This window comes from Streptomyces griseoaurantiacus (genome assembly GCF_036189845.1).
In the GTDB taxonomy this organism is placed as follows: Bacteria; Actinomycetota; Actinomycetes; order Streptomycetales; family Streptomycetaceae; genus Streptomyces; species Streptomyces griseoaurantiacus.
Window position 1 is genome coordinate 1,466,398 of record NZ_CP108326.1, and the last position, 11,873, is coordinate 1,478,270.

12 protein-coding genes are annotated in these 11,873 nt (G+C 74.1%); 4 read left to right on the plus strand and 8 right to left on the minus strand.

Translation table 11 applies throughout. The features are described from left to right. Positions 1–11 precede the first annotated feature (11 nt). Positions 12–1,163 (minus strand): acyl-CoA dehydrogenase family protein, encoded by a 1,152-nt coding sequence (locus OHB09_RS06665; protein ID WP_093592796.1) that lies wholly within the window; start codon positions 1,161–1,163, stop codon positions 12–14. A gap of 63 nt (positions 1,164–1,226) precedes the next feature. On the opposite strand from OHB09_RS06665, the gene OHB09_RS06670 reads away from it, so the two are divergent. Then, complete coding sequence (locus OHB09_RS06670; protein ID WP_191852355.1) at positions 1,227–1,880, plus strand: TetR/AcrR family transcriptional regulator; 654 nt, start codon at positions 1,227–1,229, stop codon at positions 1,878–1,880. Positions 1,881–2,050: 170 nt separating this feature from the next. Here the strand turns inward: OHB09_RS06670 and OHB09_RS06675 are convergent, their stop codons facing one another. The 6 genes from OHB09_RS06675 to OHB09_RS06700 all read right to left on the minus strand — a co-directional run bounded on the left by OHB09_RS06675 (position 2,051) and on the right by OHB09_RS06700 (position 7,602). Beyond that, positions 2,051–3,133: a Zn-dependent alcohol dehydrogenase gene (locus tag OHB09_RS06675; protein ID WP_319117147.1), complete on the minus strand. Its 1,083-nt coding sequence runs from the start codon at positions 3,131–3,133 to the stop codon at positions 2,051–2,053. A gap of 64 nt (positions 3,134–3,197) precedes the next feature. After that, entirely contained in the window at positions 3,198–4,586 is a 1,389-nt protein-coding gene (locus tag OHB09_RS06680; RefSeq protein ID WP_328921714.1) for an aldehyde dehydrogenase family protein, read from the minus strand. Positions 4,587–4,710: 124 nt separating this feature from the next. Further along, positions 4,711–5,349 carry a class F sortase gene (locus tag OHB09_RS06685; RefSeq protein ID WP_407077312.1) on the minus strand — a complete coding sequence of 213 codons (639 nt, stop codon included), beginning with the start codon at positions 5,347–5,349 and terminating at the stop codon, positions 4,711–4,713. Between the two features lie 55 nt (positions 5,350–5,404). Further along, the gene (locus OHB09_RS06690) at positions 5,405–6,088 is read right to left on the minus strand and encodes a hypothetical protein (protein ID WP_006141816.1); all 684 of its coding nucleotides are present in this window, start codon (positions 6,086–6,088) and stop codon (positions 5,405–5,407) included. Positions 6,089–6,262: 174 nt separating this feature from the next. Further along, positions 6,263–6,886 carry a TetR/AcrR family transcriptional regulator gene (locus OHB09_RS06695; RefSeq protein WP_006141817.1) on the minus strand — a complete coding sequence of 208 codons (624 nt, stop codon included), beginning with the start codon at positions 6,884–6,886 and terminating at the stop codon, positions 6,263–6,265. Further along, on the minus strand, positions 6,880–7,602 hold the full coding sequence (locus tag OHB09_RS06700) for a nuclear transport factor 2 family protein (RefSeq protein WP_191852353.1): 723 nt from the start codon (positions 7,600–7,602) through the stop codon (positions 6,880–6,882). Before OHB09_RS06700 ends, OHB09_RS06695 begins: the two co-directional genes overlap by 7 nt. A gap of 193 nt (positions 7,603–7,795) precedes the next feature. Here OHB09_RS06700 and hmgA point away from each other — a divergent pair, with 193 nt between their 5' ends. The 3 genes from hmgA to OHB09_RS06715 all read left to right on the plus strand — a co-directional run bounded on the left by hmgA (position 7,796) and on the right by OHB09_RS06715 (position 11,253). Beyond that, positions 7,796–9,139: a homogentisate 1,2-dioxygenase gene (hmgA, locus tag OHB09_RS06705; RefSeq protein ID WP_191892280.1), complete on the plus strand. Its 1,344-nt coding sequence runs from the start codon at positions 7,796–7,798 to the stop codon at positions 9,137–9,139. 75 nt (positions 9,140–9,214) lie between these two features. Further along, positions 9,215–9,964 (plus strand): GntR family transcriptional regulator, encoded by a 750-nt coding sequence (locus OHB09_RS06710; protein WP_191852352.1) that lies wholly within the window; start codon positions 9,215–9,217, stop codon positions 9,962–9,964. A 68-nt stretch (positions 9,965–10,032) separates the two neighbouring features. Next, complete coding sequence (locus tag OHB09_RS06715) at positions 10,033–11,253, plus strand: type ISP restriction/modification enzyme (protein WP_328921715.1); 1,221 nt, start codon at positions 10,033–10,035, stop codon at positions 11,251–11,253. 248 nt (positions 11,254–11,501) lie between these two features. Here the strand turns inward: OHB09_RS06715 and OHB09_RS06720 are convergent, their stop codons facing one another. Continuing rightward, complete coding sequence (locus OHB09_RS06720) at positions 11,502–11,771, minus strand: hypothetical protein (RefSeq protein WP_040896049.1); 270 nt, start codon at positions 11,769–11,771, stop codon at positions 11,502–11,504. Positions 11,772–11,873 lie beyond the last annotated feature (102 nt).

Below are 11,873 nucleotides of genomic sequence, written 5' to 3' on the forward strand. Positions count from 1 at the left end.
GGCCCAGGTACTCAGAAGGCCGAGACGCCGGTCAGCGCACGGCCGATGAGCAGTTTCTGGATCTGGCTGGTGCCCTCGTAGAGGGTCATCACGCGGGCGTCGCGCAGCAGTTTGCCCACCGGGTACTCGTCGATGTAGCCGTAACCGCCGAAGACCTGGAGGGCGTTGTTGGCGGAGCGGACGGCGGCCTCGGAGGCGAACAGCTTGGCCTTGGAGGCCTCGGTGGCGAAGGGCAGGCCGCGGTCGACGAGGTCGGCGACGCGCCAGGTGAGCAGCCGGGCGGCGTCCACGTCGACGGCGATGTCGCTGATCAGCTCCTGTACGAGCTGGTGGCGGGCGATCGGCTTGCCGAACTGTTCGCGCTCCCCGGCGTAGCGCACGGCCGCGTCCAGGGCCGCCTGGGCGATGCCGACGCAGCCGGCGGCGACCGACATCCGGCCCTTGGCGAGCGCGGACATGGCGACGGAGAAGCCCTTGCCCTCGGGGCCGAGCATCGCGGAGGCGGGAACCCGCACGTCCTGAAGGACCAGTTCGGCGGTGGCCTGGCCGCGCAGGCCGAGCTTGCCATGGATCGTGCGGCGGGTGAGTCCGGGGCTGTCGGCGGGGACGAGGAAGGCGGTGACGCCCTTGTGGCCGGGGGCGTCGGTGGACCGGGCGAACAGCAGGATCACATCGGCCCAGGTGCCGTTGGTGATGAAGGTCTTGGTGCCGTTCAGGACGTGGTCCCCGCCCTCGCGCACGGCACGGGTGGTGAGGTTGCCCGCGTCGGAACCGGTACCCGGCTCGGTGAGGCCGAAGGAGCCCACGTACTCGCCGGCGACGAGTCCGGGCAGCCAGCGCCGCTTCTGCTCCTCGCTCCCCCAGGCGGCGATCGTCTTGGCGACGAGGCCCAGGGAGACGGAGACGATGCCGCGCACCGAGGAGTCGCCCCGGCCCAGTTCCTCGGTGACCAGGCAGTACGCGAGGTGGTCGCCGCCGGAGCCGCCGTACTCCTCGTCGAGGGTCAGACCGAGGAAACCGACCTCGCCGAGCTTCTTGACGATGCCCCGGTCGACCTCTTCCGCGCGGTCCCAGGCCACGACGTGGGGCGCTATCTCGCCCGCGACGAAGTCCCGGGCGAGCCGGCGGACGGCGGTCTGTTCCTCGCTGAGCTCCAGGTTCACCTCGGTCACCCCACGGTTTAATTAGCACTGCTAGTTTATGTGTGCAGCCCTACTATGTGCGCCATGGCCCGACCGCGCAAGCCCCTGCTGAGCACCGACCGCATCGTCGAGACGGCCCGCGCGCTCGTGGACGCGGAGGGCCTCGCGGCCGTCTCCACCCGCCGGCTCGCGGCCGAACTGGGGGTGAGCGGACCGTCCCTCTACAACCACTTCCGCACCAAGGACGAGATCCTGGAGGCGGTCGCCGACTCGGTGAGCGCGCAGGTCGACCTGTCGATGTTCGAGGAGGGGTGGGACGGACGGGACTGGCGGACCGCGCTGCACGACTGGGCGGTGTCCTACCGGGCCGCGCTGCGGGCGCACCCGAACCTCGTACCGGTGCTGGCGCACGGGCCGGGGCGGCGGCCGGCGGCACTGCGGCTGGCGGACGCGGTCTACGGGGCGATGGTGGACGCGGGGTGGCCCCCGGCGCAGGCGACCTCGGTCGGGGCGCTGATGCGGTACTTCGTCATGGGGTCCGCGCTGGGGTCGTTCGCCGGGGGGTTCGTGAACGACGAGGCCGCCTACGATCCCGAGGACTATCCGCACCTGGGGCAGGCGCACCGGCTGGCCGGGCGGCAGGAGCGGATCGACGAGCGGGCGTTCGAGGTCGGCCTGCGGGCGCTGCTGGACGGGCTGGAGGTGCGGTTCGAGGAGGTGCGGCGGGTGGAGGGGTAGGGGGCTGTTTTCCACCCCCGCCGCCCCTACCCTGCCCGTCCTTTCAAGGGGCTCCGCTCAAGGCGCTCCGCCCCTGGGACCCCGTAGGCGCGTTGTCGGCCGACGGCCGGTGGGACTTCTCGCGCGGTTCCCCGCGCCCCCGCACGACCGGGGGCACCCCCGCCGCCCCCTCAGAACGTCACCAGCGCCCGTGCTCCCCTCCCCGCGCGCATGTTCTCGAAGGCACCCGCGATGCCGTCCAGGGTGATGTGTTCGGTGACCAGGAGCCCCAGGTCGAGGCGGCCCGCGCGGACGTGGTCCGCGAGGACCGGCAGGTCGCGCGCCGGATCGCAGTTGCCGTAGACGCAGCCCGAGAGGGTGCGGCCCCAGTGGAAGAGCTCGAGGGCGTTGAAGGTGACCTGTTCCTCCTTGCCGCCGATGCCGACGACCACCGTCCGGCCGCCCCGCCGGGTGGACTCCCACGCCGTACGGATGGTCACCGCGCGCCCGACGCACTCCACGGCGACGTCGACGCCCTGCCGGTCGGTCAGGCCCCTGATCTCGCGGGCGGTGGTGTCGGAGGCGAGCACGTAGTCCGTGGCGCCGGCCCGGCGTGCCAGTTCCTCCTTCTCCGGGGAGACGTCGACCGCGACGATCCGTCCGGCCCCCGCGATCCGCGCCGCCTGGAGTGCCGCGAGGCCCACCCCTCCCACGCCGAACACCGCGACCGTCTCCCCAGGCCGCACCCGCGCCGCGTGGTGCACCGCCCCGTACCCGGTGAGCACCGCGCACCCGAGCAGTGCCGCCTCGGCCAGCGGCACCCCGTCCGGCGCGGGGAGCACGCAGCCCTCCGGCACCACCGTCTCCTCCGCGAACGCCGCCACGTTGAGGCCCGGGTGGAGGTCCGTGCCGTCCGTCGTGCGGGCGTACACCTGGCCCGCGCCGTTCAGCGCGTTGGCGCACAGCCACACCTCGCCCCGCGCGCAGGCAGGGCAACTTCCGCAGGAGGGGGCCCAGTTCAGGACGACCCCGGCGCCCGGGGCGACATGGGTGACGCCCTCCCCGACGGCGAGGACCGTGCCGGCCCCCTCGTGTCCCAGCACCGCGGGCAGCGGCACCCTCATCGTCCCGTCGGACAGGGACAGGTCGGAGTGGCAGACGCCCACGGCGGCGAGGCGGATACGCACCTGGCCGGGTCCGGGCTCGGGCAGGTCGATCTCGGCGATCTCCGGCGGAGCGCCGAGGGCGGGCAGGACGGCGGCACGTACGGCCATGGTCGTTCGGCTCCTCGAGGCGTCGGGGTCGTGAGGCGGCGGGCCGGGGGGGGAGGGCCGCCGATCAGAACTGGAAGGACTTCGTCTGGAGGTACTCCGCCAGTCCGTGCGGGCCCAGCTCCCGGCCCACCCCGGAGCGCTTGTACCCGCCGAAGGGCGCCAGCGGGTTGAAGCGGCCTCCGTTGATGTCGACCTGGCCCGTCTCCAGCCGCCGCGCGAAGGCCACCGCCTCCGTCTCCTCGGCCGCCCAGACGGCCCCGGCCAGCCCGTACTCGGTGCCGTTGGCGATCCTGAGCGCGTCCTCGGTGTCCTCGTAGGCCAGCAGGCACAGGACGGGGCCGAAGATCTCCTCCTGGGCGATCGTCATGTCCGGGCGCACGTCGGCGAAGACGGTGGGGCGGACGTAGTAGCCGCGCTCTCGCGGGGCCTCGGGGCCGCCGGTCACCAGGCGGGCGCCCTCGGCGAGGCCCTTCTCGATGTAACCGCGCACCCGGTCCCGCTGCCGGGCGCTGACCACCGGACCGATGCGCTCGCCGTACTTGGCGGCCGCCTCGGCGGCGAGTTCCACGGCCTGTTCGTAGTCCTCGCGGTGGACCAGCATCCGGGTCCAGGCGCTGCACGTCTGACCGGAGTTGGACATCACGTTGGCGACGCCGACGTTGACCGCGCGGGAGAGGTCGGCACCCGGCAGGATCACGTTGGCGGACTTGCCGCCCAGTTCCAGGGCGACGCGCTTGACCGCCGCCCCCGCGGTCGCGCCGATGCGGCGGCCGACGGCGGTGGAGCCGGTGAAGGAGACCATGTCGACGCCCTCGTGCTCGGCCAGGGCCTGCCCGGCGACCGGGCCGAGGCCCGTGACGAGGTTGAACACCCCGGCCGGCACACCCGCCTCGTCGACCGCCTCGGCGAAGAGCTGCGCGGTGAGCGGGGTGTCCTCGGCGGGTTTGAGCACCACCGTGCAGCCCGCGGCGAGCGCCGGGGCGACCTTGGCGACGATCTGGTGCAGCGGGTAGTTCCAGGGTGTGATGGCGCCGACCACGCCGACCGGTTCGTGCAGCACGGTCGAGTTGCCGAGCCGCTCCTCGAAGGCGTGGGCGGCGGCCAGTTCTGCGTAGGAGCCGGCGACCGCCACGGGCAGGGCGGCGTGCACCGTCTGCGAGAGCTTGGGCGGGGCGCCCAGTTCGGCCGTCACGGTCTCGGCGATCTCCTCCGCGCGGGCCGCCAGCCGGTCGCGCAGGGCGGTCAGCCGGGCGGCCCGTTCGGCGGGCTCCGTCGCCGCCCAGGCGGGGAGGGCGGCCCGGGCGGCGCGCACGGCGGCGTCCACGTCCTCGGCGGTGCCGGCCGGGACGTGCGCGAGGACCTGCTCGTCGGCCGGGTTCACGACCTCGATCGTGTCGGTTCCGGCGGCGGGGCGCCAGGCGCCGTCCACGTAGATGCCGTCGTGTGCCTTCATCGTCTTCCTCCCGGGCGGTACGGCCTCTGCGTCCGGACCCCAAACTAGCGGCGTTAGTTTTCTGGCGCCAGGGGTGTCGGGGACGAGGGACGGCGGACGGCTCGCGGGAGCGGTGTGCGGCGCCTCAGCCGCCGCGGGTGGCGGTGAGGTGGGCGAAGACGACGATGTTGCTCGTGTACCCCGCCTTGCCGCGGTAGAGGCCGCCGCAGGTGAGGACGCGCAGCTCGGGGCGCTTGCTGGTGCCGTACACCTCCTTGTCGGGGAAGTGGTCCTTGTCGAAGGTGCGCACCCGGTCGACGGTGTAGACGGCGGTGCGGCCGTCGGCGCGGCGGGCCTCCACGTGGTCGCCGGGGTCGAGCTGGCCGAGCGCGGCGAAGACGGCGGGCCCGGTCCGGGTGTCGCGGTGGCCGACCGCGACGGCGGTGCCCGCCTCCCCCGGGCTCGGCCCGTCCGCGTACCAGCCGATCAGCTTCGGCCTGTCCACGGGCGGGGTGCCGAGCTGCCGGTGGGCGTCGAGGCGGACCGGCACGATCGGCGCGTCCACCCCGAGGTCGGGGATGCGCACGGCGGTCGCCGGGGACCGGGGCAGCGGCGCGGGCGGGGGCGAGGCGTCGGGACTCGAGGAGGGCCCCGCCGCCGGGTGGCCGCGCGCGGAGGAGCCGGCCGAGGGCACCCGGGAGGCCGCGGAACGCGCTTCCGGGTGCCGTTCACGGTGCCCCTCGACGCACCGCAGGGACACCGCCGCCAGGACGACCGCGAGCACGGCCGTCCTGGCGAGGCGGTAGGCGCGGGTCCGGCGCCACGGCCTGCGTCCGCGCCTACGCGGCACCATCGGGGCGCCGGCGGATGAGGCGGACGTAGGCGAAACCGCTCAGCACGACGAGGCCCACGGCCGCGGTCGCGGTGGCGGGCGAGAACGCCTCGGTGGCGCGGGCGAGGCCGCCGCCGCCCGCGTGGACGCCGCCCTTGGGGCCCTCGCCGTTGTCGTTGCCGATGGTCGCCGAGCCGTGCCCCGGGTCCTCCGCCTTCTCGTTGCCGCCCTTCTTCTCCTCGTGCTTCCCGTCGTGGCAGTTGACGCGGAAGACCTTCTCCTTGGTGCCGGGCGGCAGGACGGGCGGGAGAACGTTGACACCCGGCACCCAGGTGATCTTGTACTGGCCGTCCGCCAGACCCAGCACGTCGGTGTGGCCGGCACCCGCGGCCAGAGTGATGGCTCCGGTGACCGTGGCACTGGTGGGCAGCGGGGGCTGCGGGGTGATGGAGTACGCGACGACGGTCGCCGAGTCGAAGTTGGTGGCGTCCAGGTAGAACCTGCACACCACCGGGTCCTCCTTGGAGACGGTGAAGGGCACTCCCTCCCGGTGGACCCTGATGTCACCGCCTTCCCCGACGGCCGCGGCGGGCGCGGCGAGCCAGACCGCACCGGAGGCGGTGAGGGCCGCGAGGGCGGCGGTGGCGCCGACGCGGGAGGCGAGGGTGCGTGGGAGTGTCGAGGGGGACATGCGCGTTCCTCCGAGTCAGACGATTTTCATACAAATCGCTCTTTCACTGACTCTCTTTCACGAGGAGCATGCGCGTGCCCGTGCGCCACGCGGCACGCCGCCCCGGGTTCGCCCGGTCGGAGCAGTGGGCGGGCACCCGGAGGGCGCGTGAGGAGGCGGGACCGCGGCGGGCGTTCAGTCCAGTGACCGCGCGAGATAGGCCCGCAGGAGCTGCCGGGTCTCCTCGATGATCCGCTCGTCCCCTTCGGGAGAGACGCGGAAGGCGAGGTGGACGAGGGTGTCGGCGGCCTCGACGGCGACCAGGACCGTGCGCCGCAGCTCCTCGTCCGGGCCGCGGCCGAGAGGGGCGGCCAGCAGTTCGGCCAGCCGGTCGGCGACCCGGTGGTTCGGCTCGGCGTGCCGGGTGCCGATGGGTATCTGGTTGCCGAAGTCGACGAGGGAGAAGCCGGGGGCCGTGCGCTTCATGTCGAGGTACTCGTCCAGCACCGCGTCCATCGCCGCACGCCAGCCGCCCTCCCCCGCCGTCTCCTCCAGCCGCCGGGCCACGCGCTCGGTGTACTGCTCGAAGTTGCGTTCGCCCAGGGCGTCGGCCATCGCGCGCTTGTTGCCGAAGAAGCGGTACACGGAGCCGATCGGGACGCCGGCCCGCAGGGCCACCGCCCTGGTGCTCAGTTCCTCGTAGCCCACCTCGTCGAGGAGGTCGGCACAGGCGTCGAGGATGCGGGTGAGGCGTTCGGCGCTGCGTCGCTGGACCGGCGCGCGGCGCAGCGAGGTGGGGTGGGGCCCGGGCATCAGCATGCCTTTCCGACGGGGGCCGGCAGACCTCCCCCGTCTGTCCGGACGGCGGAACGCCGTCCACGCACGGGAACGGGCGGGTGCGCACCGCGGGCGGTGACGTTCCGGCCGCCCTCCGCCGCGGTCGTGCCGTGCGCACCGCTCGCCGTGGGCGACGCCGACTGCGAGGACGGCGGTTCCGTGCCCGCGCCGGAGGCCGTGATGTCCGCCGTGCGTTCCACGGGCTCGCCGTCGACCGCCCACAGGGTGCCGTCGTCCGCGTAGAGCCGTGCGGTGAGGTGGTGCGTGCCGCGCGCGAGGTCGGCGGTGAGCCGGTACTCGGTGGTGTGCAGCCTGGCCAGGAGCCGGCCGTCCAGGTAGAGCCGGACCAGGCCCTGTCCGGCGACGGCCACCGGGCGGGCGCCGGCGGGCGAGAGGCGGAAGCGGCGCAGGATCAGCCGGACGTCCCAGGTGTCCTCGGCGCCGTCCGTGCCGTCCGTGCTGCCGGTGTCCGGCTCGATCTGGATGCCCACCTCGGGGGCGTTCTTCCGGTCCACTTCACGGTAGTGCCGCCCCTTCTCGTCGGTGTGCTCCAGCACCTTGCCCACCGGCGAGGAGTCCCCGCCGTTCCGGTTGTTCCCGTTGCTCTGCCCGTGCCCGTCCTCGGCGCCACAGCCGGCCGAACCGCCGAGCAGGGCACACACCGCGAGCGCCGCGAGCAGTCCGCGCGTCCACGACATGTCGGTGAGCGTAGAACATTCCTGCGACTCGCCGGATCGTCCTCAGGGCTGGTTCCCGGCCACCTCGTGCACCCCGCGGTACACCCCGGGCTCCTCCCTCTTGCGTACACCCGCTGCCATTCCTACGGTGAAGCATAGGAATCGACGGGGCCCAGGGCGGGCCCCGCACGGGACCGGGAACGAGGGAACAGGCATGGACGGGGACGCGAGGAAGCGTGCCGAGGGGCTGACCTACCTGCACGGCTTCGGCAACGAGCACAGCTCCGAGGCGGTGCCCGGTGCTCTGCCCGAGGGCCGCAACGCGCCGCAGCGGGCCCCGCTCGGGCTCTACGCCGAGCAACTCAGCGGCACGGCCTTCACCGAGCCGAGGGCGCACAACCGCCGCTCCTGGCTGTACCGGATCCGGCCCTCGGCGGCGCACCCCGCCTTCCGGCGCACCGGCAACGGGGCTCTGCGTTCCGCCCCGTTCACCGAGACCGTGCCCGATCCCAACCGGCTGCGCTGGGACCCGCTGCCCGAACCGGCCCCGGGCACCGACTTCCTCGCCGGGCTGTGGACCCTCGGCGGCAACGGCGACGCCACCCAGCGCACCGGCATGGCCGTGCACCTCTACCACGCCAACGCCTCCATGGAGCGGGTCTTCAGCGACGCGGACGGCGAACTGCTCCTCGTCCCCGAGCGCGGCGCGCTGCTGCTGCACACCGAGTTCGGCGCGCTGCTCGCCGAGCCGGGCCACATGGCGCTGATCCCTCGCGGGGTCCGCTTCCGGGTGGAACTGCCGGAGGGCGGGGCGGACGGCGGCCCCGCGGGGGCGGCGCGCGGCTATGTGTGCGAGAACTACGGTGCCCCCTTCCGGCTGCCCGACCTCGGGCCCATCGGCGCCAACGGCCTCGCGGGCGCACGGGACTTCCGGGCGCCCGTGGCGGCGTACGAGGACGTCGAGGGCCCGGTGGAGGTGGTGAACAAGTTCTGCGGCAACCTCTGGGCCGCCGAGTACGGCCACTCGCCGCTCGACGTCGTCGCCTGGCACGGCAACCACGTGCCGTACGTCTACGACCTGCGCCGCTTCAACGTGATCGGCAGCATCTCCTACGACCACCCCGACCCGTCGATCTTCACGGTGCTGACCTCGCCGTCCGACACCCCGGGCCTGGCCGGCGTCGACTTCGTGGCGTTCGTGCCGCGCTGGCTGGTGGGCGAGGACACCTTCCGGCCGCCGTACTTCCACCGGAACGTGATGAGCGAGTACATGGGGCTGGTCGAGGGCGCGTACGACGCCAAGTCGGGCGGGAAGGGCGGTTTCGTGCCGGGCGGCGGCTCCCTGCACAACATGATGTCCGCGCACGGACCGGACCGGGAGACCTTCGACCGGGCCAGCGCGGCGGAACTGAAGCCGCAGAAGATCGACGACGGGCTGGCGTTCATGTTCGAGACCCGGTGGCCGGTGACGCTCACCGAGCGGGCCGCGAACGCGGACCACCTGCAGACGCGCTACGACGAGGTGTGGCAGGGTCTCCAGCGGCACTTCCGGCCGTGAACGGCGGCCGCCCACGCCGATCGCCGCACACGAGGCCCTCGCGGGTCCTCCCGGGAGCCGGACGGAGCAGCAACCGTGACCGCCTTCGCACCCGACTCGATCGTCCTGAACCGCAAGCTGCCGCTGTGGTACCAGGTCTCGCAGTCGCTGCGCGCCTCGATCCTGGGCCGTCCGCCGAAGGCGCCGCTGCGCCTGCCCACCGAGGAGCAGCTCGCGCTGCACTACGGGGTCAGCGTGCTGACCATGCGGCAGGCGCTCAAGGAGCTGGAGGACGAGGGGCTGATCAGCCGGCACCGGCGGCGCGGCACCTTCATCGAACCGGACGCCCGGCAGGGCGCCCCGGTGCGGCTGCTGGGTTCGGTCGACGCGATCGTGGCCCAGCAGTCGGGCATGGCGGCGAAGCTGCTCGCACACGGCACCGCGCCGGTACCCGGTGAGTTCGCCGAGCACTTCGCCGGTCTGGACGAGGTCGCGGCGTACCACCGGCTGCGCAGCGACGAGCAGACCGGCGAGCCGACGAACCACGCCCGCAACTACGTGCGGCCGGAGGTGGCCGCGGGGATCGCCCCGGGCGACCTGGAGCGGTGGCCGATGACGAAGGTGCTGCGCGACGTCGTGGGCGTGGAGATCGCCCGGATCACCGACACCGTCCAGGCACGGCTGGCCGACCCGGAGACGGCCCGCCTGCTCGACGTGCCGCTGCTGAGTCCGATCCTGCACTACACCGGGATCACCTACGGGACGGACGGGCGGGTGCTGGACGTCGCGGTCATCCAGTACCGGGGGGACCGCTTCTCGTTCACGGTGACGCTGGAGGCGACGTAGGCGAGGCGCGCGGACGGGCGTTCGGCCCCCGGGAGGGACCGGGTCCGGCGGCGGGAGGCCGTCGTACGATGCCATCCGTGACGAACGACGACGCTCCGCTGCTGGCGGACCTCATGCCGTGGTCCGTCCCGCCTCCCCGGGCCGGCCGCGCATGGCCCCTCGCCCCGGACGCCCCGTCGCTCAGAACCCGCTGGGACACCCTCCTCGAGGCCGAAGGCCCGGGCCGCGAGGCCCTGTTCGAACCGAGCCGCGCCCGCACCCCGCACTCCGCGGTCGCCCAGCTCCCCGGGCACCCGGCCGGCACGGAACGTCTCGCCCACGCCACCGGCCCCTGCCCCGAACCGGTCCGTGTACTGCGCGCGCCCTTCGACGAGCAGTGGCTGATCCCCGACCACCGCCTGCTCGACGCCGCCCGCCCCGAACTGTGGCGCGTGGCGGACGAACACCAGGTGTTCGTACTGGAGTTGCCTCCGGCCCCCGCGCCCGGCGGCGCCGCTCCCCCCGGTGGGCCGGGACGGCTGACGCTGCCGCTGCTCGCGACCTCCCTCCTGCCCTTCCCCGCGCCCCGCACCGGCCGCGTCCGGCCCCTCTACCGCCGCCCCGGGGGCGCGGAGCCCAACCTGGCGCCCGGTCTCGCGGCGCACCTGGGCACCCGGCTGGGGCGTACGCCAGGACCGTCGGAGATCCTGGCCTGGATCATGGCGGCCGTGCGCCACGGGCCGCGCGGGCACACCGTCCCGCTGACCACCGATCCCGAGCGGTGGGAGCGGGGCGTGACGCTGGGCCGGCGGATGCTCTGGCTGATGCGGCGCGACGGGGAGCGCCCCCGGCTGCCCGGCGGGCGGCGGCCCTATGTCCGCGCGCCGCTTCCGGCGCGTCCGGCGCACCTCGTCCACACGCCCGAGGAGGAGGTCCTCGACCTCGACGGCGGCCGCATCTCGCCGGTGCCGGCCGCCGCGTGGGAGTTCGAGGTGGCCGGGGCGCGGGTGGTCGAGTCCTGGTTCGCGGCCCGGACGGCGGAGCCGGAGCCCGGCACCCTGGCCGCGATCCGTCCGGCCGACTGGCCGCAGAACCGGACGTCCGAGCTGCTGGAACTGCTCACCGTGCTGACACTGCTCGCGGAACTGGGTCCCGCGCGTGCGGAACTGGCCTCGTCGGCCGAGGGGGAGGTGAGCGCGTCCGCGCTGCGGGACGCGGAGGTCCTGCCGGTGTCGGCCGCCCGGCGTCGCCCCGCCTCCGTGCTCGACCATCAGGAGGAGGGCCCGGAGGGGCAGTTCACCCTGCTGTGAGGGGAGAAGAGGGCCGGGCGGGGCCGAGTCGTGGTGCGCGGCGTGCGGGCGGCACGCGGGACGGGTCCGGCGAGGGGGCCGAGTGCGGTGAGGAGCCGCCGGATTCCGGAAGGGCCGGGGGCGGAGCCCCCGGGTGGGGCGGGAGGAGCCGGGGCCGGGGCCGACGTACGGTCCGGGTGGGCCGCGTACGCCAGGGACGGCACCGTCGGATCAGGCCGACGGCGCCCGCGTGCTCAGCTCGCTCCCGCTCACCGTCCTCCGAACAGCGACCGGCGCAGCCGGCGCAGCGGTGCGAACAGCGATACCCGGCGGACCCGTGCCCCCCTGTCACTGCGTCCGTGCCGGACGTCACGCGCCGTTATCTCCCGCATCAGCGAGGTCGCCTCCGCGGTCTCGCGCTGCGGGAGCGCGGGGCCGCCGAGCACCGCGAGGTGGCGGTCGAGGCGCGTACTGCTCGCGCTGCTCCCGCAGGTGATCGCAGGGACCCTCGCCCTGCTGCGCATCGTTATCTGTTCCATGTCACTCCCCACCCGTACTTGTCCACCCGGCCCGGGCAGGGTAACCCTATCGCTCCCCCGGGGCACTCGTGTATCACGGTCACGCGATTCACCTTCCCCGCA

What these genes read in the sequence shown, in the direction of transcription:
- hmgA (WP_191892280.1), top strand. Translation starts at nt 7,796, where the DNA reads ATGGACGGGGACGCGAGGAAGCGTGCCGAGGGGCTGACCTACCTGCAC.
- OHB09_RS06670 (WP_191852355.1), top strand. Translation starts at nt 1,227, where the DNA reads ATGGCCCGACCGCGCAAGCCCCTGCTGAGCACCGACCGCATCGTCGAG.
- OHB09_RS06680 (WP_328921714.1), bottom strand. Translation starts at nt 4,586, where the DNA reads ATGAAGGCACACGACGGCATCTACGTGGACGGCGCCTGGCGCCCCGCC.
- OHB09_RS06690 (WP_006141816.1), bottom strand. Translation starts at nt 6,088, where the DNA reads ATGTCCCCCTCGACACTCCCACGCACCCTCGCCTCCCGCGTCGGCGCC.
- OHB09_RS06675 (WP_319117147.1), bottom strand. Translation starts at nt 3,133, where the DNA reads ATGGCCGTACGTGCCGCCGTCCTGCCCGCCCTCGGCGCTCCGCCGGAG.
- OHB09_RS06700 (WP_191852353.1), bottom strand. Translation starts at nt 7,602, where the DNA reads ATGTCGTGGACGCGCGGACTGCTCGCGGCGCTCGCGGTGTGTGCCCTG.
- OHB09_RS06715 (WP_328921715.1), top strand. Translation starts at nt 10,033, where the DNA reads ATGCCATCCGTGACGAACGACGACGCTCCGCTGCTGGCGGACCTCATG.
- OHB09_RS06695 (WP_006141817.1), bottom strand. Translation starts at nt 6,886, where the DNA reads ATGCTGATGCCCGGGCCCCACCCCACCTCGCTGCGCCGCGCGCCGGTC.
- OHB09_RS06720 (WP_040896049.1), bottom strand. Translation starts at nt 11,771, where the DNA reads ATGGAACAGATAACGATGCGCAGCAGGGCGAGGGTCCCTGCGATCACC.